The organism is Massilia sp. LXY-5, from assembly GCF_059801075.1.
In genome coordinates, this window is record NZ_JBNNEH010000005.1 from 341,272 (window position 1) to 363,541 (window position 22,270).

18 protein-coding genes are annotated in these 22,270 nt (G+C 68.8%); 13 read left to right on the top strand and 5 right to left on the bottom strand.

Going from position 1 to position 22,270, the window contains the following annotated elements; all coding sequences use genetic code 11:
* The first annotated feature begins 134 nt into the window (after positions 1 to 134).
* The gene (locus tag ACI48I_RS16605) at positions 135 to 1,823 is read left to right on the top strand and encodes an AMP-binding protein (RefSeq protein ID WP_498574826.1); all 1,689 of its coding nucleotides are present in this window, start codon (positions 135 to 137) and stop codon (positions 1,821 to 1,823) included.
* Entirely contained in the window at positions 1,820 to 3,637 is a 1,818-nt protein-coding gene (locus ACI48I_RS16610) for an asparagine synthase-related protein (RefSeq protein ID WP_498574827.1), read from the top strand. The genes ACI48I_RS16605 and ACI48I_RS16610 overlap by 4 nt, the downstream gene beginning before the upstream one ends.
* Positions 3,638 to 3,692: 55 nt before the next feature.
* Here ACI48I_RS16610 and ACI48I_RS16615 read toward each other — a convergent pair whose 3' ends face one another.
* Complete coding sequence (locus ACI48I_RS16615) at positions 3,693 to 4,889, bottom strand: glycosyltransferase (RefSeq protein WP_498574828.1); 1,197 nt, start codon at positions 4,887 to 4,889, stop codon at positions 3,693 to 3,695.
* Positions 4,890 to 5,342: 453 nt separating this feature from the next.
* Between ACI48I_RS16615 and ACI48I_RS16620 the strand changes: the two genes are divergently transcribed.
* The 3 genes from ACI48I_RS16620 to ACI48I_RS16630 all read left to right on the top strand — a co-directional run bounded on the left by ACI48I_RS16620 (position 5,343) and on the right by ACI48I_RS16630 (position 8,383).
* Positions 5,343 to 6,104: an N-acyl amino acid synthase FeeM domain-containing protein gene (locus ACI48I_RS16620; RefSeq protein ID WP_498574829.1), complete on the top strand. Its 762-nt coding sequence runs from the start codon at positions 5,343 to 5,345 to the stop codon at positions 6,102 to 6,104.
* Entirely contained in the window at positions 6,101 to 7,759 is a 1,659-nt protein-coding gene (locus tag ACI48I_RS16625) for an FAD-binding oxidoreductase (protein ID WP_498574830.1), read from the top strand. Before ACI48I_RS16620 ends, ACI48I_RS16625 begins: the two co-directional genes overlap by 4 nt.
* 114 nt (positions 7,760 to 7,873) lie before the next feature.
* Positions 7,874 to 8,383 (top strand): pyridoxamine 5'-phosphate oxidase family protein, encoded by a 510-nt coding sequence (locus ACI48I_RS16630; RefSeq protein WP_227496463.1) that lies wholly within the window; start codon positions 7,874 to 7,876, stop codon positions 8,381 to 8,383.
* 49 nt (positions 8,384 to 8,432) lie between these two features.
* On the opposite strand, the gene ACI48I_RS16635 is transcribed toward ACI48I_RS16630, so the two are convergent.
* Positions 8,433 to 8,831 (bottom strand): hypothetical protein, encoded by a 399-nt coding sequence (locus tag ACI48I_RS16635; protein ID WP_498574831.1) that lies wholly within the window; start codon positions 8,829 to 8,831, stop codon positions 8,433 to 8,435.
* 240 nt (positions 8,832 to 9,071) lie between these two features.
* Between ACI48I_RS16635 and ACI48I_RS16640 the strand changes: the two genes are divergently transcribed.
* The 3 genes from ACI48I_RS16640 to bcaP all read left to right on the top strand — a co-directional run bounded on the left by ACI48I_RS16640 (position 9,072) and on the right by bcaP (position 13,683).
* Positions 9,072 to 11,546 carry a flavin-containing monooxygenase gene (locus ACI48I_RS16640; RefSeq protein WP_498574832.1) on the top strand — a complete coding sequence of 825 codons (2,475 nt, stop codon included), beginning with the start codon at positions 9,072 to 9,074 and terminating at the stop codon, positions 11,544 to 11,546.
* 25 nt (positions 11,547 to 11,571) lie between these two features.
* The gene (locus ACI48I_RS16645) at positions 11,572 to 11,991 is read left to right on the top strand and encodes a DUF2784 domain-containing protein (RefSeq protein ID WP_498574833.1); all 420 of its coding nucleotides are present in this window, start codon (positions 11,572 to 11,574) and stop codon (positions 11,989 to 11,991) included.
* A gap of 297 nt (positions 11,992 to 12,288) precedes the next feature.
* Positions 12,289 to 13,683, top strand: a complete 1,395-nt coding sequence (bcaP, locus tag ACI48I_RS16650; protein WP_307727235.1) for a branched-chain amino acid transporter BcaP — start codon at positions 12,289 to 12,291, stop codon at positions 13,681 to 13,683.
* Positions 13,684 to 13,765: 82 nt separating this feature from the next.
* Here bcaP and ACI48I_RS16655 read toward each other — a convergent pair whose 3' ends face one another.
* Positions 13,766 to 14,356 (bottom strand): isochorismatase family protein, encoded by a 591-nt coding sequence (locus ACI48I_RS16655; protein ID WP_498574834.1) that lies wholly within the window; start codon positions 14,354 to 14,356, stop codon positions 13,766 to 13,768.
* A gap of 125 nt (positions 14,357 to 14,481) precedes the next feature.
* Here ACI48I_RS16655 and ACI48I_RS16660 point away from each other — a divergent pair, with 125 nt between their 5' ends.
* The 4 genes from ACI48I_RS16660 to ACI48I_RS16675 all read left to right on the top strand — a co-directional run bounded on the left by ACI48I_RS16660 (position 14,482) and on the right by ACI48I_RS16675 (position 18,230).
* Entirely contained in the window at positions 14,482 to 15,648 is a 1,167-nt protein-coding gene (locus ACI48I_RS16660) for a tyrosine-type recombinase/integrase (RefSeq protein WP_498574835.1), read from the top strand.
* 157 nt (positions 15,649 to 15,805) lie between these two features.
* Positions 15,806 to 16,918, top strand: a complete 1,113-nt coding sequence (locus ACI48I_RS16665; RefSeq protein WP_498575040.1) for an NADH:flavin oxidoreductase/NADH oxidase — start codon at positions 15,806 to 15,808, stop codon at positions 16,916 to 16,918.
* 415 nt (positions 16,919 to 17,333) lie between these two features.
* Positions 17,334 to 17,528: a hypothetical protein gene (locus ACI48I_RS16670; RefSeq protein WP_498574836.1), complete on the top strand. Its 195-nt coding sequence runs from the start codon at positions 17,334 to 17,336 to the stop codon at positions 17,526 to 17,528.
* A 489-nt stretch (positions 17,529 to 18,017) separates the two neighbouring features.
* The gene (locus ACI48I_RS16675) at positions 18,018 to 18,230 is read left to right on the top strand and encodes a hypothetical protein (protein WP_193685851.1); all 213 of its coding nucleotides are present in this window, start codon (positions 18,018 to 18,020) and stop codon (positions 18,228 to 18,230) included.
* Between the two features lie 474 nt (positions 18,231 to 18,704).
* Here the strand turns inward: ACI48I_RS16675 and ACI48I_RS16680 are convergent, their stop codons facing one another.
* Together ACI48I_RS16680 and ACI48I_RS16685 are read right to left on the bottom strand one after the other, a co-directional pair.
* Positions 18,705 to 19,355 carry a glutathione S-transferase family protein gene (locus tag ACI48I_RS16680; RefSeq protein WP_193685852.1) on the bottom strand — a complete coding sequence of 217 codons (651 nt, stop codon included), beginning with the start codon at positions 19,353 to 19,355 and terminating at the stop codon, positions 18,705 to 18,707.
* Between the two features lie 86 nt (positions 19,356 to 19,441).
* Positions 19,442 to 21,562 (bottom strand): sensor domain-containing protein, encoded by a 2,121-nt coding sequence (locus ACI48I_RS16685; protein WP_498574837.1) that lies wholly within the window; start codon positions 21,560 to 21,562, stop codon positions 19,442 to 19,444.
* Between the two features lie 176 nt (positions 21,563 to 21,738).
* Between ACI48I_RS16685 and ACI48I_RS16690 the strand changes: the two genes are divergently transcribed.
* A complete protein-coding gene (locus tag ACI48I_RS16690; RefSeq protein WP_498574838.1) occupies positions 21,739 to 22,176 on the top strand; it encodes a universal stress protein in 438 nt (145 codons plus the stop codon).
* Positions 22,177 to 22,270 lie beyond the last annotated feature (94 nt).

Sequence of the window (22,270 nt, forward strand, 5' to 3'; positions counted from 1 at the left end):
TAGACACGCGTGCCGCCGGCCGACCTTGCGCGCACACAGCTGAGGCCAAGCAATTTCCATTGACGAGAATCAATGACCTGTTTGCAGTTTTTCTCAATCATGCATTTTTACGTTGAGCTTGATTGGAGGAAAAAATGGCCCAGCTGGCAAATGAACTGGTGGAAGCGGCAGCCGTCTGGACGCCGCACGCCACCGCCTTGCGCCACGGCGCCGAGCGCATCAGCTACGCCGGCCTGGCCGGCGCGATCGCCGCCTTTGCCGGCGCCCTGGGAGCGGCCGGGATCGGCGCCGGCGAACGGGTCGCGGTCTGCCTGCCGGCCTCCACGCCCGCGGTCGCCGCGCTGCTGGGCGCGTCGAGCGCCGGCTGCGCCTTCGTGCCGGTCGACCCGACGCTGGCGCCTGCACAGGTGGCGGCCCTGCTGCGCGATTGCGGCGCGCGTCTGCTGGTCGTCGATCCGACCGGACTGCACGTGCTAAGCGATGCCCTGAAAGCGTGCTCCTCGCTGCGCAGCATCGTCGTCCACGGCGCCAGCATGCAGCGCTCGGCCCCGGTTCCGGTGCTTTCCTGGGACCGCTTCCTGGCCTCCGCGACGCCATCCAGCTCGCCCGCACCGGCCAGCGCGACGCTGGCGGCCCTGATCTACAACACAACTGAGAACGCAACTGCGGACACAGCGCCGGACAAGGCGTCCCGGATTGCCACGCCGGCGCCGCCGCGCGGCGTCGCGTTCTCGCACCGCAACCTGGTCGCCGGCGCCGAGTCGACCGCGCGCTGCCTCGGGATCAAGCCCGGCGACCGCCTGCTGGCGGCCTTGCCCTTCCATGGCGACTACGGGCTGAACGCCTTGCTGGCCGCGCTCGCCGCCGGCGCTACCGTGGTGCTCGATACGCCGGGCGCCGCGCCGCGCGGTATCCAGCCCGCTGCGTTGCCCGATCCGGCAGCCCTGGCGCGCCTGCTCGAGGGCGGCGAGATCACCGGGCTGGTCGCGCTGCCCGCCACCTGGAATGCCCTGTCCGGACAGACGCTCGGCCGCGCCGCCGACTGCCTGCGCTATGCCGCCTGCGCCGGCGGCGGCCTGGACCCCGACGCGTTGACGACGCTGCGGGCCGGCCTGCCGCGCACCCGCATCCACCTGCTGTACGACATCGGCGAGGCCTGCCGCTCGACCAGCCTGATGCCGGCCCAGCTCGACGAGCGCCCGGGCTCGATCGGGCGCGCCGTCCCGTATTCCGACTGGCTCGTGGTGCGCGCCGACGGCCGCGAGTGCGCGCCCGGCGAGACCGGCGAACTGGTGCGCCGCGGCGCGCTCGTACCATTAGGTTACTGGAACGACCCGTCGGCCAACCGCGAGCAGTTCCGCTTCCTGCCGCCGGCCGCAGGCATGGCGCAACGCGAAACCCGGCGCGAGAGCGGCTACTGGCCGGGCGTCAGCGCGCGCCGCGATCTCGACGGCTACCTGTACCTTGCCGAATCCTTTGCCGATCCACGCCAGAACACCATCACCAGCGGCGGCTACCGCATCAGCGGGCGCGAAGTCGAAAAAATCGTCGTCGGCACCGGGCTTGTGCTCGAGGCGGCGGCGGTCGGGGTCGCCCATCCGGTGCTGGGGCAGGTCATCGCCGTGCTGGCCACGCCGCGGCCCGGCGCGCGGCTCGATTCCTCGATCCTGTTCGGCGCCTGCCGCGCGCGGCTGCCGCTGCACATGCTGCCGGCCATGGTCGACGTCCGGCGCGCACCCCTGCCGCGCGCGCGCGATGGACAGATCGACCGCGCGCTGCTGGCGGGCGAACTGGCGCCGCTGTTCGCGGACGTGGCGTCATGAGCGGGCTGTGCGGGTGGGTGTCGCTCGAACCCCCGGGCCTGCCGATCGAGGACATGGCCGCGCCCTTTACTTCGCATCTTGCCAGTTCGCGGCCACTGCGCAGCGCCGGCCACAGCCTGGGCGCCGTCGCGCTAGCGGCCGGTCACGACGAGGTCAGCCTGTACCACCAGGACGGACTGCTGATCGTGCACTGGGGCGAACGGGTCGAGGTGCTGGCGCAGCTGTGGCGCACGCATGGGGCGAGGGCCTGCGCGGCGCTGTCCGGCCACTTCGCCTTCGCGCTCCTCGACGAGCGCCGCGGCGAAGCCTTGGTCGCCGTCGACCGCTGCGCCACGCGCCCGCTGTTCTACCAGATGGCGGGACGCAGCCTGCTGTTTGCGAGCAGCAGCGAAGCGCTGGCGCGCCACCCCGGCGCGGGCCGCACGGTCGACCCGCAGGCCCTGTTCGACTACCTGTACCTGCACGCGGTACACGGGCCGCGCACGATGTTTGCCGGCCAGCGCCGCCTGGCCCCGGGCGAATGCCTGCACCTGCACGGTGGCCGCGTCGAGCGCATCCGCTACTGGCGCATGCGCTATACCGAACACGCAGTCGAGCCGGCACCGCAAACGGAACTGCTCGATGCGCTCACCTGCGCCCTGGACTGCGCCTCGGACGCGGGCGCCGCGCTGATGCTCGGCGGCGGCTGTGCCGGCACCCTGTTGGCAACGCTGCTTCAGCGCGGCGCCGGAGAACCGGTACACAGCTACGCCGTCGGCTTCGGCGTCGGCGGCGAGCGGCAACTGGCGGGCGCCCGCATGGCCGCGCGCAGGATCGGCAGCCGCCACCGCGAACGATTGCTGGCCCCGGACGACGTGGCCGACGCCGTGGCCGCGCTGGCCAGGCAGGGCGATGCACCCTGCGGCGACCCGGGCGCGGTCGCCATGCTGTACGCGGCGCAGATGGCGCGCGAGGATGGCCACGGGCGCCTGCATGGCGGCTTCGGCGCGGCCCAGCTGTTCGGCTGCGGCCCCCACGCCGCGCTGGCGCGCACCAGCCGCTACGAACGCCTGCCGGGCGCATTGCGCCAGCTGGCCATCGAGCCGCTGCTGTTCGGCCTCGGTGCGCAGCTGCCGGGCGCCTTCGAACGGGTACGCGCGCGCATCGAACAGGCGCTGCAGCCGCCGCTGGTGCGGCTGCGCCGGCGCAATGCCTTGCTCGCCCTGGGCGCGGCGAACGTGTTCGAACCGGCCTTCCTCGAACTGGTGGACCCGGACGCGCCCGCCGCGAGGCAGGAAGAAACCTGGTGGCTGGCCCAGGCCCGCAGCGCGGCCAACCGCGCGGTCGACCTCGAACTGCAGGGCGAGCTGCCGTGCCGTATCCTGCCCGCTTTCTCGGCCGCCTGCGCGGCAGCGGGGATGCAGCCGGTCCTGCCTTACCTCGACGACGCCGTGGTCGCCATGGCGGCCCGCCTGGCGCCGCACCACAAGAGCGGCAAGGGCGCGCGCCGCCTGTTTGTGCGCGCGCTGGGCGAGATCGGCGCCGGCCTGCCGGCCGCGCAGCGGGCACCGGTGCTGCCCTTTGGCCGCTGGCTGCAGGGCGACGCCCGCCTGCGCGCGCTTGCCTATGACAGCCTGTCCGGCCTGGCCCGGCGCCGCATCCTGCGCCGCGAATTCGTCGACCTGCTGCTCGCACGGCGCCTGCCGGAAGACCCGGCGGCGCACGGCGAGACGGCGTGGCGCCTCATGATGCTGGAACAGTGGCTGGCGCGCGGCCGGCGCGACGGCTTCGGCCTGGAGACGGATCGCGGCGCGGCTGCGCTCGTGCAGGCCTGAACGCGGGCGGCTTCACCAGGCGCCGCCCTCGGGCAGACATTGCGCCGTCCCTGATTCAGCTTGCCGCCAGCGCGTCGTACACGGCCAGGTAGCTGCGCGCCATCGCCGGCAGGCTGTGGTGGGCAATCACCTGGCCCCTGGCCCGCGCGCCATGGCGCGCGCCCATCTCGGGGATGCGGCAATAGTCCGCGATCGCTGCCGCCATCACGTCCGGCGACATCGGCGGTACCAGGATGCCGGTCAGGCCGGGCTGGACCAGTTCCTTGTGCACGCCGACCGAGGTGGCAACGACCGGCAGCCCGGTCGCCATCGCCTCCAGCAGCACGTTGCCGCTGCCTTCGGCCAGCGCCGGCAATACCATCAGGTCCATCGCCCGCATCAGCTGGGCGGTGTCGGGCCGCTCGCCCGGCAGCCAGGCGCGGTGGCCCGCCCCGGCGCGGTCGAGCATCGCCTGGCATTCGGCGCGCATCGGACCGTCGCCGACGATCATCAGGCGCAGCCGCCCGTGCGAGGCATGCGGCGACGAGATCAGGCGCAGGAAGGCTTCGACCAGGGTCGTGTCGTTCTTGGCGTCGTCCATGCGGCCGACGCTGCCGATGACGAAGGCATCGTCGTGCATGAAGCCGTCCGGCCCGACCGCCGCGTGCGGCCCCAGGCGCGGGTGGAACTCCAGGCTGTCGACGCCGTTCGAGATATGCGACACCCGCGAGGGTTCGGCTCCGACCTGTTCGATCAGCCAGCGCTCCTGCTCGGCACTGGCGGCGATGTAATGGCCGACCAGGGGGCGCAGCGCCCGGCGCAGCAGGCTGGGCGGGCGCGCCCGGCCGGGTTCGGCCGGAGCATGTCCGGATTCGCGTCCGAATTCGCGTCCATATTCCCCATGCACCCGCAGGCGCACGCCGGCCAGCGCCGCCGCCAGCTGGCCCTCGAGGCCGCCGAAGTTACGCGTATGCACCAGATCGGGCCGCAGCGCGCGCAGCGCGCGCACCATGCGCAGAAAATGGCCGAGATCGGCGCCCTCGCGCTTGTTCAGGTCGATGACCTCCACCCCGTGCTCGCGCAGGTCGGCATGGAACATGCCGTGGTCGCGCATGCAGAGCACCGCGTGGCGGTAGCGTTCGCCGGGCATGTGCGCGATCAGGTCGAGCAGGCCATTGCCGGCTCCGCCGCAGTCGAGCCGGTTGACGACGTGGGCGACGAGGCGCGGCGGCGCAAAGGCCGGGCTCATCGCGGCGACGGGACGGTTACCCATGGCTGACGGCGCCGGCCTGGCGGCGTGCGGGAAGGTGGACGGCGCTCATGGACGTAAAGCGGGGCGTCGAAGGTCGGCGCAGGACTCGGTGGGCGGCAACTGGCATGGCCGGGCTGGCCGGGAACGGCGGGGGAGGGACATGGGACGGTCTCCGGAGAAAGCCAGCCGGCGCGCAGCGGCAGGTTGTTCGATTATATGGCTGCGCGCGGCGCGCACCGCGTAACCCTTTTTACCGTTGATACCCGTCAAAGCGCCCATGTGCTGAACCGAAACTTCCGCATGGGGCCGGCAATTCCGTCTGGTGCTTGTGACAAGTTTCTCATCAGCTTGATCCATATCCAGACAGCAAAGAAGCTGCGGAAATGTGGGGAACCAGCTTACTGATGACCTTGTCTGAATGGCAGTCGTGACGTTTTCGCCAATGCCGGCGGGACGCTTTTTCAGGAGACCAGCATGTTGGTAGAAGAATTGCCCATCGCATCGTTCCAGGCGCCGGCGGCGCAGGGACACGCCGTCGGGCGCGCGGCGCAGGGTGGCCAGGACGCGCCGCGCCCGCAGCCCGAGCCCCAGCTGTTCAACGTCCGCGTCGCCCTGTCCGCAGGCCGCCACGCCGACAGCGGCGACCTGGTGCGCCGCATGTACGCCTGGCGCGGCTATGCCTTCGAAGCGGGCGAGCGCAGCGCCGCCGACAAGGTGACTCTGTATGCGGAAACCGGGGGCGAGCTGGTCGGGACGATGAGCCTGTGGCTGGACAAGGGCAATGCGCTGCCGGCCGACGAGAATTTCCGCGACCGGCTCGACATCCTGCGGCGCCAGGGGAGGCGGCTGTGCGAACCGTCGCGCCTGGCGATCGATGCCGGCATGTCCAAGCGCGTGTTCGCCGCCCTGATCCACATCTCCTGGCTGTATGCGCGCGAGCTGCATGGCTTTACCGACTACGTGATCGAGGTCAATCCACGCCACGTGGCCTTCTACCGGCGCATGCTCGGCTTCGCCGATTTCGGCGGTGAGCGGCCGTGCAGCCGGGTCGGCGCACCGGCGGTGCTGCTGCGCCTGCCGCTCGACCAGATGGGCGCGAGCATCCGCAAATGGGGCGGCAGCGTCCAGCAGCAGGCCGGCGAACGCTCCTTCTATCCGTATTTCTTCCCGGCCTGCGACGAGCCCGCAATCAGTGCCCGGCTCGCCGCGCTGTGCCATGGAGGAGAATGGGCATGAGCCAACTCAAGGATTTGCCGCAGAGCGCCCATCTGGAAGCCGCCCTGGCCGCCATGGCCGACGTGGTCGGTGCCGCCCATGTCCTGGTCAACGAGGACACGCGCGAACGCTATGCGCGCAGCACGGCGGCGCGGCCGGTGCGTCCGCTGGCCCTGGTGCGTCCGGGCGATGCGGGCGAGGTGGCGCAACTGGTCAGGATCGCCGCCGGCGCCCGCATCGCCGTCTACCCGATCAGCACCGGCAAGAACTGGGGCTATGGCGACGCCTGCGCGGTCGGCGCCGGCCAGGTGATCCTCGACCTGTCGCGCATGAACCGCATCATCCACGTCGACCCGGAACTCGCGTATGCGGTGATCGAGCCCGGCGTGACCCAGCGCCAGCTGTCGGACTACCTGCGCCAGCGCGGCTACCGGCTGTGGGCCGACTGCACCGGCGCCGGGCCCGACACCAGCTACATCGGCAACATCATGGAGCGCGGCTTCGGCCACTCTCCCTACGGCAACCGCTTGCAGCACGTGGCCGGGATGCAGGTGGTCCTGCCCGGCGGCGAGCTGCTCGAGACCGGTTTCGGGCATTACGCGCAGTCGCGCACCACCCACCTGTTCCCGTATGGCGTCGGGCCTTTCCTGGATGGCCTGTTCACCCAGTCGAACATGGGCATCGTGACCCGGCTCGGCATCTGGCTGATGCCGCAGGCGGAATGCGTGAACCACTTCCTGTGCAGCGTGCCTGCGCACGCCGATATCGGGCCGGTGGTCGACGCCCTGCGTCCCTTGCGGCTGGACGGGACGCTGCGCAGCATCCTGCACATCGGCAACGACATGCGGGTGTTGTCCGGAGCCGGCGTGTTCCCGCGCGCCCGCGTCAGCGAGGGCGCGCGCCTGCCGCAGGCGCTGCGCAGCGCCATGCGCGAGCAGGGCGGCGTCGGGGCCTGGAGCGTGTCCGGCGCGCTCTACGGCACCCGGGCCCAAGTGGCGGCGGCGCGCGCGGCCCTGCGCCGGGCCCTGCGGGGCACCGCGGCGCGCCCCGTCTTCATCAGCGAACGCAGCCTGCGTGCCGGCGCCCTGGCCGCGCGCCTGCTCGGGAATACGAATGCGGGGCGGCGCCTGCGCGGCAAGGTGGCGCTGGGCGAATCGCTGTTCGCGATGAACCGCGGCGTACCCGACGGACGTTTCCTGGCCGGTGCCTACTGGCGCCGCCGCGACGGCTTGCCGGCGGGCTTTCCTGCGCAGGCCGATCCGGCGCGCGACGGTTGCGGCCTGCTGTGGGTCTCGCCGGTGCTGCCGCTGCGCGGCGAGGACATGCTGGCGGTCCACGCGCTTGCCGAGGCCAGCTTCGAGCGCTACGGCTTCGACCTGTTCGCCACCTTCAGCATGATCAACGAACGCACGCTGGGCGGCGTCCTGACGATCGCCTACGACAAGCAGGACCCGGACGAGACCGCGCGCGCCCGTGCCTGCCATGACGAGGTCTTCGGGCGCATGTTCGAGGCCGGCTATATTCCCTACCGCGTCGGCAACCATGCGATGGCCAGGCTCGACCCGGCGCGCGACACCTACTGGCGCACGGTGGGCGCGATCAAGGCGGCGCTCGACCCGGCGGGCATCCTGGCCCCGGGACGCTACCAGCCGGACGTGGCGAGGGAGCTCGGGTAGAGACAGGGGCCTGAGCAGATGGGGAGCCGTGCGCGCGACTGCGTACGGCGCCGCACGGAGCGTTGCACGCGCACGGCCTAGGATGTCGGTTCACTCAATCATCAAGGAAACACCATGTCCATGACGAATGCTTCCGCACAGGCGGCTGCACTGGCGGACAAGATCCGCTCGATGCGCTTCGCGATGTTCACCACTGTGGACGAACAAGGCCACCTGATCAGCCACCCGATGACCAACCAGGAGACGGACGAGCAGGGCGGCCTGTGGTTCTATACCTCGATCCATGCGCCGCTGTGGCAGAACATCGCGCTCCAGCCCGAAGTCAATGTCAGCTTCGCCCAGCCGGAGGACAGCCTGTACGTCTCGATCAGCGGCACGGCCGAGCGCGTGGTCGACCGCGAACGCATCCGCGCGCTGTGGAACCCGATGGTGCAGGCCTGGTTCCCGCACGGCCCCGAGGACGAACATGTGGTGCTGGTGCGCGTGGCGCCGCACGCCGCCGAATACTGGGATTCGAACGACAGCAAGATGGTGCGCCTGTTCCAGATGGCCAAGGCGGCCGTCACGGGCAGCACGCCGGACGTCGATCCGGGAGAACACGGGACGATCAGGCTGCAATCCTGATTCCGCAAAGCGCCGCTGCCGGGCAGGAGGACGCCCGGCGGCGGGATATTCAGGGCGCCGGAGGCAGATCGTCCGGCGACTGGTTCGCACCCGTCTCCGGGCTGCCCAGGCCGGTGCCCGTGCCGCCTGCCTGCTGCGATCGGGTATCGAGCGCGCCGCGCGAGCCGCTCTGGACGGCGCTGCCGTCGGCCTCGGGCTTCGTTTCCGGTGCCGCCGGCGAATCTTGCGCTTTCGAGCCCGGCGGCGCGTCGATCTCGCCCGTGCTCTGCGTCAGTTGCGCGCCGCCGCTGCCGCCGGTTTCCTGCATGGTTTCGTGGCTGGGGGTGGCGCCGGCCTGGCCGCTGGTGGTGCCGCCCACGCCCAGGGTGGTCGACGCCGCGTCCTGCGTGCCGGTCGTGCCGGTCGTACCGCTTGTTCCGCTGGTTCCACTAGATGCTTGCGTAGCCATATTGGTCTCCCGATCTTCGATATTCTCATTATGCGCGCCGGCGCTTGCCCTGCCATCGGTGCGTGCAGCGTGATGCTGTAGGAGAGTGACTCATCGAAGCGCAAAGCCATGTGTAGTGCGCGCCCATGCACCCCACATGGCGGGCAGCAGCGGGCGTGACCGAATCGAACCCGAGGGCGATCTCCTCGTGTATTGTTGCGGTTGGGAATGATCGCTTTCCGTATGCCGAGGAGACCGCAGATGACAGCAGTGCCCCCCTTGAATGCCGGCGCAGCGCCGGAGACCGTCCTCGAAGCCCTCGTCATCGGTGCCGGCTTCGGCGGCATCTGCATGGGGGCGGCGCTGCGCCGTGCCGGGGTCGAGGACTTCCTGATCCTGGAGAAGGGGAGCGATGTCGGCGGTGTCTGGCGCGACAACACCTATCCCGGCGCCGCCTGCGACGTTCCCTCGCACCTGTATTCGTTTTCCTTCGCCCCCAATCCGAACTGGTCGCACACCTATGCCCGGCAAGCCGAGATCCACGCCTACCTGCGCGACTGCGTGCGCCGCTTTGCGCTGGCGCGCCATATCCGCCACGGGGCCGAGGTTGCCGGGGCGCGCTTCGACGAGGCACGCGCGCTCTGGGTAGTCGAGCTGGCGGGCGGGGAATGCCTGCTGGCGCGGCTGCTGGTGAGCGCCACCGGCCTGCTGAGCCGTCCGCTGCTGCCGCGCCTGCCCGGCATCGGCAGTTTCCGCGGCCAGGCGTTTCACTCGGCGCACTGGAACCATGCCTGTTCGCTTGCCGGCAAGCGCGTCGCCGTGATCGGCACCGGCGCCTCGGCGACCCAGTTCGTTCCCGCGATCGCCGCCGAGGTCGCGCAGATGAGCGTGTTCCAGCGTTCGCCGTCCTGGCTCAAGGCGCGCAGGGACCGCCCCTATGCGGCCTGGCAAAAGGCACTGTTCCGACGTTTCCCATTGACGATGCGCGTGCACCGCGCCCTGATCTATGCGAAATACGAAGCCAGGGCGCTGGCCCTTACCCGACTCAAGAGCCTGATGTGGCTGGCGGTCGGCATGCCGTTTGGGCGCATGCTGGCGCGCAACATCGCCGATCCGGCCTTGCGCGCCAGCCTGACCCCGGATTATCCGATCGGCTGCAAGCGCATCCTGATCACCGACGATTACCTGCAGGTGTACGCCCGGCCCACGGTCCGCCTCGTGATCGACCCGATTCGCCGCATCACGCCCACTGGAATCGAGACGGGCGACGGCGAGCACCGCGAGTTCGACGTCCTCATCTATGGAACCGGCTTCGCCGCCACCGACTTCCTCGCCCCGATCTCGGTCCGCGGCCGTGGCGGACGCGCGCTGAACGATGCCTGGCGCGACGGGGCCGAGGCCTATCTCGGCCTGACGGTACCGGGCTTCCCGAATTTCTTCATGCTGTATGGACCGAACACCAACCTCGGTCATAATTCGATCATCTACATGCTGGAGAGCCAGGTGCGGCACGTCATGCGTTGTCGCGCAGCGATGCGCGCTGCCGATGCGGCGTCGGTCGAAGTCGAGGCCGCGCCGCACCGGCGCTTCAATGCACGCCTGCAGCGGCGCCTCGCCGGCACCGTCTGGCAGGGCTGCAGCAGCTGGTACCTCGACCGCCATGGCCGCAACAGCGCGAACTGGCCGGGTTTTACGTTCAGCTACCGTTTCCTGACCCGTCACGCCAGCCTGCTTGCCTATCGTTTCAGTTCAGCGCTGGCCGGCCAAGCCGTCGCCATCGCCGCGCCGCGCCCGATCCTCGAGCGGATGAGCGCCGCATTCCAGCGCGCCTTTCTGCGCACCTGCTTCAAGCCCCTGATCGGGCCGCCATTCAGTGCGCGCGCCCAGCGCCGCGTGGTCGGCCTGCTGGCGCCGCTGATGCCCGGCGTCGGCGGCGTCGGCTACCGCCAGATGCAGGTGGGCCGGCTGCCGGTCGAACTGGTCACGCCCCGACAAATAGAACAGTCGGAAGAGGGTGCGCTGCTGTTCCTGCATGGCGGCGCCTTCTGCCTGGGCAGCCCGCGCACCCATCGCAGCATCACCTCGCGCCTGGCGCTGGACGCCGGCATGCCGGTCTGGGTGCCGGATTACCGCCTCGCGCCAGAACACCCGTACCCGGCCGCACTGGACGATGCGCTCGCCTGTTACGAGGCGATGCGCGCGTCCGGCATCCCGGCGCAGCGCATCGTGCTGGCCGGCGACTCGGCCGGCGCATCGCTGGCGCTGGCCCTGGCGCTGCGCCTGCGCGAACGGGGCGAGCCGATGCCGGCCGCGCTGGCGCTGGTTTCACCGGTGACCCGGATGCCTCCCCCGGGGCCGGAGGGCTATCCGCATGCCGCCATCGACCCGATGGTGCGGGCCGACTGGGCGCGGCAGGGGATCGCCTGGTACGCCTGTCCGCCCGCGGTCGACGCCCACCATCCGCTGCGCTGCGATTTGAACGGCCTGCCGCCGATGCTGGTGCAGGCCGGCGACGAGGAAATCCTGCTTCCCGACGCCGAGCAGCTGGTCGCCCACGCACGCGCCTGCGGGGTCGACTGCCGCTTCGAGCTCCATCGTGGGCGCTGGCACGTATATCACCTGCAGGCGTTTTACCTGCGCTCGGCGGCCAACGCGATCGGCGCGCTGGCGGAGTTCGCGCGCGAGCGGATCCGCGCCGGAACCGAAGCGGCGACGGGCGCGGGCGCCACGCCCTGACCCAGCTGCGGGAACAGGTCCAGCCATGCTCTACGCCGCCGCAGCCGTGCTGGTCCTGATGATCCATCTTGCCTTCGTCCTGTTCGTCGTGTTCGGGGCCTGCCTGGTGCTGCGCCGGCCGCGCCTGGCCTGGCTGCACCTGCCGGCGGCCGGCTGGGGCGTCTTCGTCGAGCTGAGCGGACGCGGCTGTCCTTTGACGGGGCTGGAAAACCTGCTGCGCCTGCGCGCCGGCCTGGCCGGCTATGCGGACGGCTTCGTCGAGCACTATATTGTTTCGCTGCTGTATCCGCAGGCGCTGACGCGGGCGACGCAATGCGTGCTGGCCGGCGTCGTGCTGGCCATTAATCTCGTACTCTATGCCCGCCTGCGGCGGCGGCGCCGGTCCGCCACATTTCCCACGCACACGCAAGCGATTCCTGCGCCCCGCCCGAAAAAGCGGAAATGACGCGGCGCGGTACGGCCAGCGCTTGCTCAACCGGGGTTGCCGGAGCAATAATGCGGATGTGCTGGCTTATTGTTATTGCTTTTTCCGGCCGTCCGCGATTCGGACGGCTGTGGATGGGGTGGGTCGATCGGCGCCTGGCGGTATCGCAGGCGCTTTTTTATGGTAGCGCCGTATTTACCTGACTCATGTAAACGATAAACCGGCGAAAAACAGCTGGCTGCAGGAAAGCGGAAAAGCCGACCGGAATGATCCGGCATCTTTTCGGAGGAGACATAATGCATAACAGGAGAACACGTAGTGAGTCTTTTTAGAACCAAGAATCTCGATACCATGGTCGCGGACGCCCGCACGCCTGGCGGGCTGAAGAAGGTCCTCGGGCCGATGGACCTGATCCTCATGGGTATCGGGGCGATCGTCGGCACGGGTATCTTCGTGCTGACGGGTACCGGCGCGGTCACGGCCGGCCCGGCGCTGACCCTTTCCTTCGTCATCGCGGCGATTGCCTGCGGCTTTGCCGCCCTGTGCTATGCCGAATTCGCCTCGAGCGTGCCGGTGGCCGGCTCGATCTACACCTATTCCTATGTCACCCTCGGCGAAATCGTCGCCTGGATGATCGGCTGGGACCTGCTGCTCGAATACGGCCTGGCGACCTCGACGGTTGCCGTCGGCTGGTCCGGCTATTTCCAGTCGCTGCTCGAGGGCTTCGGCTTCATGCTGCCGGAAGCCTTCCGTGCAGCCCCGGGCGCCAAGCCCGGGGTCGATACCCTGTTCAACCTGCCGGCCTTCCTGATCATGATGGTGCTGACCTGGATGCTGTCGCTCGGCGTGCGCGAATCGGCCCGGGTAAACAACGTCATGGTGCTGATCAAGACCGGCGTCGTCCTGCTGTTCATCTTTGTCGGCGCCAGCTATGTGAAGCCGGGCAACTGGCAGCCCTTCATGCCCTTCGGCGCCGGTAGCGTGATGAGCGCCGCGGCACTGGTGTTCTTCGCCTTTATCGGCTTCGACGCCGTGACCTCGGCTGCCGAGGAAGTCAAGAATCCAGCCAAGGACCTGCCGATCGGCATCATCGGTTCGCTGGGCATCTGCACCGTCCTGTACGTGATCGTCTCCGCCATCATGACCGGCATCGTCCCGTTCATGCAGTTCAAGGGCGTCGACCACCCGGTCTCGCTGGCCCTGAAATACGCCGGACAGGACTGGGTCGCCGGCTTCGTCGACCTCGCCGCGATCCTCGGCATGAGCACCGTGATGCTGGTGATGGCCTATGGCCAGACCCGCATCCTGTACGCCATGTCGCGCGATGGCCTGCTGCCGGCCAAGCTGTCGACGGTGCACCCGAAATACGGCACCCCGTATTTCGCGACCTGGATGGTCGGCATCATCTTCGGCCTGATCGCCGCTGTCGTGCCGCTCGACGTGCTGGCCGAACTGGTCAACATCGGTACCCTGGCCGCCTTCTCGCTGGTGTCGCTGGCCGTGATCATCCTGCGCAAGAAGCGTCCCGACCTGCACCGCGCCTTCCGTTGCCCGGGCGTGCCGGTGGTCCCGGCCCTGGCCATCATCTTCTGCGTGGCGCTGATGTCCTTCCTCAGCTGGCACACCTGGGTGGCCTTCGTCATCTGGCTGGTGATCGGCCTGGTGGTCTACTTCGGCTACGCGCGCTCGCGCTCCAAGCTGAACGGCAAGTAAAACCTGTCCGCCCGGCTGCGGCCGGGCGTGTACGGACATAAAAAAACCTGGCTCCGGCCAGGTTTTTTTATGTCCGCGCGGCTCAGGCGTTCGCGAACACTTCCACGCTTGCCAGCCGCGCACCGAGCCCCGTCATGCGCGCGATCGCCCGTTCGCCGTCGCCCGGCGCCACGTCGACGGCGCGCATGGCCTCCGGCACGATCACGACCTCGAAGCCGTTCTCGCGGGCATCGACCACGGTGTTCAGTACGCAGTAATCGGTTGCCAGCCCACAGACCACGACCCGGCGCACGCCGCGCGCGCGCAGTTGCGCCGCCAGCGTCGTGCCGTTGAAGGCCGAGTAGGCATCGGCGTCTTCCGTGTCCGCCTTCGACACGACGACCGCGCCGTCCGGCAAAGCGAGCTCCCCGGAAAAGGCCGCGCCGGGCGTTCCCGCCACGCAATGCGGCGGCCAGGGACCGCCGCGTGCCGCGAACGAACAATGGTTCTCGGGATGCCAGTCGCGCGAGGCGTAGATCGGCAAGCCGCGGCTGTCGAACAGGCCCAGCAGCCGGTTGATCGGACCCAGAACTGCGTGTCCGTCCGGTACGCCTAGTTTGCCGCCAGGAAGGAAATCGACCTGCATGTCGATCACGAGGAGGGCGTCTTCTGGTGTCAGCTGGAGTGTGGGCATATCGGTTGTTTTCCATGGATTTGATATGGACAGGTTAGCACGCTCCGTGCGGCTGGGGACTGCCTGGTCCGCATGCTATACTGTATAAAAACACAGTATAAAATGGAAACTGAAGCGGAAACACCATGAGCAAGTTTGCCCCCATCGATCTCGCGCCACGCCTCCCGGGCCAGCCTGACGCAGCCAGCGGCCGGCTCGACGTCAAGATGTTCCGCGTCGCCGACGACCCCATCACCGAGGCGCAGACCGATGCCGAGATCGCCCGTGAATTCATCGGCAACGGGGAACTCAGCCCGAAATCGATCGCCAACAGCCAGAAGGAATTGTTCCGCTTCCTGACCTGGTGCCGCGAGGAAGCGAAGAAGACCCTGTCCCAGCTGAACGTCGCCGACCTGAACGCCTACAAGGAATTCCTGCGCAATCCTCCGCCCGACTGGATCTCGAAGACGAAATGGCCGCGCAGCGATCCGCGCTACCGTCCCTTCACCGGGCCCTTGTCCGACCCCAGCCGGCGCCAGGCGATGATCGCGGTGAAAGGCCTGCTTGCGTTCGCCGAGCAGACCGGTTACCTGCGGCGCAACCCGGCCGCCCTGGTGCGCAATGTGCGCACCCCAAACGCCAGCCGCATCACGCGCTACCTGACGCCGGAGGCCATCGCGCTGGCCGTCGACACGGTCTCGTGCCGGGTGCCGGATTCGGCCGCCGCGCTGCGCCGGCGCGAGCGCGACCGTTTCCTGCTGATCGCGTTTGCGCATACCGGGGCGCGCCTGAACGAAATCGTCGGCGCCGGGATGGGGGCGATCTATTCGGAAGACGGCCGCTGGTGGCTGGACGTGCTCGGCAAGGGCAACAAGCCGCGCCGCCTGCCGGTGCCGGACGACATGCTCGACGCTTACCAACGCTACCGCGCAGCCTTCGGCCTGCCGGCTCATTCGGCGCGGGCCGACCGCACGCCGCTCGTGCTGTCGAGCCGCAGCCGGACCGTGGCCCGGCTCACCGACGAGGCGGCGTCCGAAGCGATCAAGGGAATCTTCGCCGAGGCCGCCCTGGCGGCCGAGCGCGCCGGGGACGGCGACAGCGCCTCCAGCCTGCGGCATGCCTCCGCGCACTGGCTGCGCCACAGCATGCTGACCAACCATGCCAACAACGGCGTACAATTGAAGACACTGCAGGACACGGCAGGGCACGCGAACATCTCGACCACGGCGGGTTACCTGCACAAGACCGACCAGCAGCGGCACGACGAGATTATCGCTTCGGCGGCGCACAAGGGCGGGAAGAAGCCCAGGTAGGCAAGGGCTGGGAAAAGACCTTACTCTGCGGCAGGTGCGGACCCAATGCGGCCGATCGCTGTCTAACCGGATTCCCATTTGCAACCGGAGATGAGCCATGAACTCGGATATTGCCCAAGCCTCGGGGCTGGCCGCCCCTGCATCCCCACATGGCGCCATGGCGGACGCCGCGCACGACCAGGAAGTGCCGGAGGTTGACCTGCTCAGCCCGCTCACCCTGCGTAGCCTGACCCTCCGTAACCGCATCGCGATGGCGCCCATGTGCCAGTATTCGGCCGAGGAAGGCATGGCCAACGACTGGCACCTCGTGCACCTGGGCAGCCGCGCGGTCGGCGGCACCGGGCTCGTGATCGTCGAGGCCACCGGGGTCACCCGGGACGGGCGCATCACCCCGGGCGACCTGGGTATCTGGGCCGACGAGCACATCGAGCCGCTGGCACGCATCGCCCGTTTCGTCGACAGCCAGGGGGCGGTCGCCGGGATCCAGCTCGCGCACGCCGGACGGAAGGCCAGCACAGCTGCGCCCTGGGCGGGCGGCGCCGCCCTGAAGACGGCCGGCGAGGGCGGCTGGCCGGTCGTGGCGCCCAGTGCCATCCCTTTTCATCCAGGCGATCCAACGCCGGTCCCGCTCGACGAACAGGGCATCGAGGGCGTCGTCGACGCGTTCGAGGCGGCCGCGCGGCGCGCCCTCGCGGCCGGCTTCAAGGTGCTGGAAATCCACGCCGCGCACGGCTACCTGCTGCACCAGTTCCTGTCGCCCCACAGTAACGGGCGCACTGACGCGTATGGCGGCAGCCTGGACAACCGGATGCGCTTCGCACTGCGCGTGACCGAGCGGGTCCGGGCCGTGGTTCCCGCCGACCTGCCGCTGTTCGTCCGCATTTCCGCCACCGACTGGGCGGCAGGCGGCTGGGATATCGACCAGTCGGTGGAACTGTCGCGCCGCCTGAAGGACCTGGGCGTGGACCTGGTCGACGTCTCGACCGGCGGCAACCTGCCGACGGCGCGGATTCCCGTGGCCAAGCGCTACCAGGTTCCCTGCAGCCGCCGGATCCGCGACGACGCCGGGCTCCCGACCGGGACGGTGGGACTGATCACGGATGCGAAGGAGGCCGACGAAATCATTACTGGCGGCGACGCCGACCTGGTGCTGGTCGGTCGCGAACTGCTGCGCGAGCCCTACTGGGCCCTGAAAGCCCAGCATGCGTTCGAGGAAGAACCGGCCTGGCCGGTGCAGTACGGCTATGCGGTGAAGCGCCGCGCGAAGTGAGGGCGCCGCAGCCGGGGCAAGACGGTTCACCTCGTTCGCTGCCGCTTGCGCGCCGCGGCCGACGCCCATTTTGCCCTGCACGCGTGGCCCTTGTACCGCTTCCCGCTGTTCGCGGCCCTGTCGCCCCGCCGCCTGGGACGCCGTCGCCGGCGATGCCGGCCACAGCGCGCTCGGCTCGCGCTCTCCCGGGACTGAAGGCGCGGACGGCCATTTCGCGGCACTCCTGTCGCAGCGGACGCCGGGCCGGGCGGTCTACGCGCTCTGGTTCGATCCCGAGCGGCGCCAGGCCGTCGAATGGAAAGAAGGGCGCGCGGCCGGACCTGCGCCGGGAGGCCCCACGGCGCTCGCGCGACGGCTCGGCTTCGGCGTTGCGGCGCAAGCTTTACGGGCGAGGGCAGGGGCGTCGGCGGCAGTGGTGGAGGGCGCCGACGGCTTCCGGGTGCTGGTACTGAGGGAAGGGCGCGAGCTGGGTGCGCTGCGCCTGCCGCCGCTCGCGGGTGGTGAACACGGGCTGGCGGCCATCAAGGGGGCGGCGACACCGGCGGCGATCGTGCGGGTACTGGGGATTCCGGCCGGGGCGCTGTCCCTTAGCGATGAACGCACACGCTGATGGGGACGGCGAAGCGCGCGGGATGGGCGCGGGAGCCTGGTCCTTCATGTTCAGCGACCCGTTCGCGTCTCGATTACCTTCATTGCGTCGTGCGTCATCAAGCGAGGCGGGCGGATCGGTGGATTCGGCGATCGAGCGCGAACGCGCATGCTTCTGCGTCTAACTCGACATTATTTACTGTAATGTCGAGTTCAGTTTTGGCCGGTAGGGAGCCTGCCGCAGGGAAGCGCCCTGTTCATGCTCTCTGCCTCTGCAACGGCACGGTTCAATGATGAGTATGATGGAAAAGTGTTGTGCAGGTGGCCGGCGCGATTTCGCGATCTTCCAGGGCTGCGATGTCGATCGCCCAGGGCCCGGACCGGCGGCATCTGGAACCTGCGATGATGGCCATCCCGGCCTGGAGACGTACCACGATCACGCCATGAACAGGGACTTTGGATAGCGGTCAAGGTACGGCGGCCCGGCGAGGACGCGCCTTACGACCCGGTGTTGAATTTCCTTCCGGGCGCCTTCGCCGGGCCGATCCCGAACTCCCGGCACTGCCAGGATGCTGAGAAACCATCGACAGCCAGCCGTGGCGAGATCGCCGACGTCCGCGACCGCTACAGCGACCGGGTATTCGGCGACTGCCGCGATTGGCCGACGCGGGCGTGCCTCCTTGTCCGTGCCGTGGCTGCGGCGCTGGTCGTCGGCACGGGCTGAGGCGACCCACGATACGAGTGCATCGGTTCGCCGCGTCGGCCGCTTCGCTGTTCGAACAGGCGGAGCGGACGCAGCGCCCGAAGGCCTGGCGCGGACACGGGACGGTGCGGCGCTTCCAGGCACGGCAGGCGTCAGCCTGGAAGGCTGCGCAGTTTGCGCGGATCGGCAGCGTAGGCGATGACACGCGAACGAGGTCGACGAAGGGACGGGCGGGCACCTGATGGCGCCGGCCGACATCCTTTCAACCGCTACCGTCCAGGCTTGACCTTGCTGGTGGGGCACTGCCTTGGCGGAGATCCGGTATCGATACGGATGGCGGATTTGACATAATATAGATTATGCGAAGTGCTGGATTGTTCGTCGGACTGGTAAGGTTTCGTTCCGCCAGCCCCGGGAATCCCTGGTATCCGATGCGGGCCACGCTGCAAACTTTCCGCTGCCAGGTGCCCGGCATTTCCATCGCACGGACTCTTCTCAGCCGGCCGCGTGCGTCTCGAACACCGCCAGCTGCGCCGCGAACGCCCGCCCGAACGCCGGCCGCGCCTCGCCGCGCGCGACATAGGCCGCCAGGTTCGGATACTCCTCCATCAAGCCCGACGTTCCCAGCCGGCGCAGCACGGTCACCATCATCAGATCGCCCGCACTGAATTCAGCGTCGAGCCAGTCGTCCTGGCCCAGGTGCGTCGACAGCTCGGCCAGGCGCTTGCGGATCCGCTCTTCGACCGCGGCCAGGCGCTGCTTGCCCCAGCTTTCCTTGCCGTCCACGAAAATGGTCACCTGGCGGTCGACGATCGGCGGCTCGACCGTGTTCAGGGCCGCGAACATCCAGGTGATCGCCCGCGCCCGCGCATGGGGATCGGGCGGCAGCAGCCCCGGATGCTGCTCTGCGATGTGGAAAACGATGGCCCCGGACTCGAACAGCACGAGCTCGCCTTCTTCATAGGTCGGGATCTGTCCGAACGGATTGCGTGCCCGGTGCGCGGCTTCCTTCATCGCCTGGAATGAAACGAGCCGCACCTCGTAAGCCTGCCCGACTTCCTCGAGCGCCCAGCGCACGCCCATGTCGCGCGCAAGCCCCCTGCCGCGGTCCGGCGAGGTTTCGAATGCGGTAATGGTCGGGATCAAAGGAAGCCTCCAGGCGGGTATTGGACAATCGGTTGACGCTGCGCGGCAACAAGCGTATCACAGGCTCGGCCGTCGGCGCCGCCCCGTCACGCATGCCCGGCCGCACCATACATGCTCTCGAAATCCTCGATCGGCATCGGCGCGCCGAGCAGGTAGCCCTGCAGCGCATAGCAGCCGCTGCGGGCGAGGAAGTCGCGCTGTTCCTCGTGCTCCACGCCTTCGGCGACGATCTCGAGCTTGAGCTGGCGCGCCAGGGCGATGATGGCCTTGACGATCGGTCCCGCGTCCGGGTCGACGTGCACGTCGTGCACAAAGGAGCGGTCGATCTTGAGGGCCGCCAGCGGGAAGCGCTTCAGGTAGGCCAGCGAGGAATAGCCGGTGCCGAAATCGTCGAGCGAAAAGCACAGGCCCTGCCCGCACAGCTGGTGCATCTTGTCGGCGAGGTCCTGCTTGTCGTCGGCAAAGATGCTTTCCGTCAGTTCCAGGCACAGCTTGCGGCTCGGCGCGCCGGAGCGGGCGAGAATCGCCGCGACTTCCGCAGGAAAATCGGGGCCGCGCAGTTGCTGCACGCTGACGTTCACCGCCAGTTTCAACTTGCCGAGCGCCCTGTCGCCGCGCCAGCGCGCCAGCGCACGGCAGCTTTCCTCGAGCACGTAGTGGCCCAGGGGCAGGATCAGGCCGGACGACTCCGCCAGGCCGATGAAGTCGCCGGGACTCACGAGGGCGCCATTCTCGCGGCGCCAGCGCACCAGTACTTCGGCGCCCACCAGGCGTCCGCGGATGCTGAATTGCGGCTGGCAGAACAGGACGAACTGGTGGCGCGCCAGGCCGTCGCGCAGGCCGGTCTCGAGCGCCGACTGGCGGTCGGCGGCCGCCTGCATGCCGGGGTCGAAGAAGCGGGCGATGTGGCGGCCGTCGGACTTGGCGCGGTACATGGCAAGATCGGCCTGCTTGAGCAGCGTGTCGACCTCGGTTTTCAGTCCTTCGAACAGGGCGACGCCGATGCTGGTCGTGCTGACGAACATGCGGCCGGACAGATGGTAGGGCTGGTCGAGAAGCGCGAGGATCTTGTCGACGACGTGGTTGGCCTCGGCAATGGCATCCTCGAGTACCTCGCCGAGGTCTTCGAAGACGATAACGAACTCGTCGCCGCCGAGGCGCGCCAGCTGGTCGCTCTGGCGCAAGGCCATCTTGAGGCGCTGGGCCACCTGGCGCAGCAGCAGGTCGCCGACGTCGTGCCCCATGGTGTCGTTGAGCAGCTTGAAGTTGTCCAGGTCGAGGAACAGCACGGCGCCGATCTGGCCGGAGCGTTCGCTGCGCGCCAGCACCTTGTCGAGTTCCTCGGACAGGAAGCGGCGGTTCGGCAGCCCGGTCAGGTGATCGTAATAGGCCAGCTCGTGGATGCGCTGCTCCGCGCGCTTGCGTTCGGTGAGGTCGGTGTTCGTACCCGAGATGCGCAGGGCGCGCCCGTCGGCGTCGCGCAGCACGAAGCCGCGCGAGAGGATCGGCACGTCGTGTCCGTCGCGGTGGCGCATCCGGAATTCGACGCTGTAGCTATCTGTCCGTTCGGCCAGGATCTTGTGCAGGAAGGCGAGGACGCGCGGCGCGTCGTGCGGATGCAGCATCCTTTGCCAGGTCTTCTCGTCGCTCGGCAATTCGCCCGGCCGGTAGCCGAGCATGCTCCACCAGCGATCGGAGTAGTACACCTCGTTATTCGTGAAGTCGTAGTCCCAGGGGGCGTCGGTCGAGCCTTCCAGGATCAGGCGCAGCCGCTCCTCGGATTTCTGGGCGCGCCGCTCGGCCTGCTTGAGCTTGGTGCAATCGTTGAAGCACACCACCACCCGCTCGATGCGCCCTTCCCCGTCCAGCTCCGGATAGGCAGTGCAGATCAGCCAGCGCAGCGGTCCCGGCGGCGTCGCCGGCACGCCGACCACCATCTCCTCCACACGTTCGCCAGTCGACAATACCTGGTTGACCGGGTATTCCGCTTCCGGCATGACCGTGTAGTCGGAACGGACGAGGGACCATACCGTCTCGGTCGACTCGGTGCCGACCAGCTCCGGTTCGCTCTGTCCGAGCAGCACGCGCGCGCGCCGGTTCGCGGACAGGATGCGGCCATCCGGACCGTGCACCACGACGCCTGCCGGCAGGTGGTCGAGCAGTTCGTCGAGCTGGCGCCGGAGAGCGGCTGGGTCGGGGGTGGACATGGGATTACGCTGCCTTGCGTGTCAATCCCGATTCTGCCACCTTCCGCCTGTGTGCGGCGATTTGCTGCGCGCGCCGCCTGGTTCCCGGAACGCGTTTGAGCGGAATCAAATGACAGGGAGATGATCGCGCGAGACTGGTTACTAGACGAATCCGTTGAGCCATTCGAGGAGCCACCATGTTCAAGCGCATTTTGCTGCCGACGGACGGATCCGAGCTCTCTTCGCGCGCCGTATTGGCCGGCGTGAGTTTTGCGAAGGAAGTCGGTGCGGAACTGGTCGGCATGACCGCCCTTCCGGACTTCAAGACCTTCACGGCGGACGCCGAGATGCTCGAGAGTACCGAGGACGAATACCTCGCCGCCAGCGAGGCGCGCGCCAACAAGCGCCTGGCGCCGCTCGTGGATGCGGCGCGCGCAGCGGGTGTCGCCTGCACTGCGATGCTGGTGCGCTCCGACGATCCGCACGAAGCCATCCTGCGCACCGCGCGCGACCGTGGGTGCGACCTCATCATCATGGCTTCGCACGGCAGGCACGGACTGAGCGGGGTGCTGCTGGGAAGCGAGACGCAGAAAGTGCTGGTGCACAGCTCGATTCCGGTGCTGGTCTACCGTTGAGCGGCAAACGCTGCCGCAGTCAAGGAACGGGGCACGCGGCATGGCGGCGTCGCCGCCTGCTTGCACGCCCTGCCCCATTGTGCTGTCCGCGCCT

Bases quoted from the DNA above. Each gene is read 5' to 3' on its own strand.
- ACI48I_RS16605 (WP_498574826.1), top strand. From the start codon at position 135: ATGGCCCAGCTGGCAAATGAACTGGTGGAAGCGGCAGCCGTCTGGACG.
- ACI48I_RS16610 (WP_498574827.1), top strand. From the start codon at position 1,820: ATGAGCGGGCTGTGCGGGTGGGTGTCGCTCGAACCCCCGGGCCTGCCG.
- ACI48I_RS16690 (WP_498574838.1), top strand. From the start codon at position 21,739: ATGTTCAAGCGCATTTTGCTGCCGACGGACGGATCCGAGCTCTCTTCG.
- ACI48I_RS16655 (WP_498574834.1), bottom strand. From the start codon at position 14,356: ATGCCCACACTCCAGCTGACACCAGAAGACGCCCTCCTCGTGATCGAC.
- ACI48I_RS16685 (WP_498574837.1), bottom strand. From the start codon at position 21,562: ATGTCCACCCCCGACCCAGCCGCTCTCCGGCGCCAGCTCGACGAACTG.
- ACI48I_RS16615 (WP_498574828.1), bottom strand. From the start codon at position 4,889: ATGGGTAACCGTCCCGTCGCCGCGATGAGCCCGGCCTTTGCGCCGCCG.
- ACI48I_RS16620 (WP_498574829.1), top strand. From the start codon at position 5,343: ATGTTGGTAGAAGAATTGCCCATCGCATCGTTCCAGGCGCCGGCGGCG.
- ACI48I_RS16635 (WP_498574831.1), bottom strand. From the start codon at position 8,831: ATGGCTACGCAAGCATCTAGTGGAACCAGCGGAACAAGCGGTACGACC.
- ACI48I_RS16660 (WP_498574835.1), top strand. From the start codon at position 14,482: ATGAGCAAGTTTGCCCCCATCGATCTCGCGCCACGCCTCCCGGGCCAG.
- ACI48I_RS16625 (WP_498574830.1), top strand. From the start codon at position 6,101: ATGAGCCAACTCAAGGATTTGCCGCAGAGCGCCCATCTGGAAGCCGCC.
- ACI48I_RS16640 (WP_498574832.1), top strand. From the start codon at position 9,072: ATGACAGCAGTGCCCCCCTTGAATGCCGGCGCAGCGCCGGAGACCGTC.
- ACI48I_RS16645 (WP_498574833.1), top strand. From the start codon at position 11,572: ATGCTCTACGCCGCCGCAGCCGTGCTGGTCCTGATGATCCATCTTGCC.
- ACI48I_RS16630 (WP_227496463.1), top strand. From the start codon at position 7,874: ATGTCCATGACGAATGCTTCCGCACAGGCGGCTGCACTGGCGGACAAG.
- ACI48I_RS16665 (WP_498575040.1), top strand. From the start codon at position 15,806: ATGGCGGACGCCGCGCACGACCAGGAAGTGCCGGAGGTTGACCTGCTC.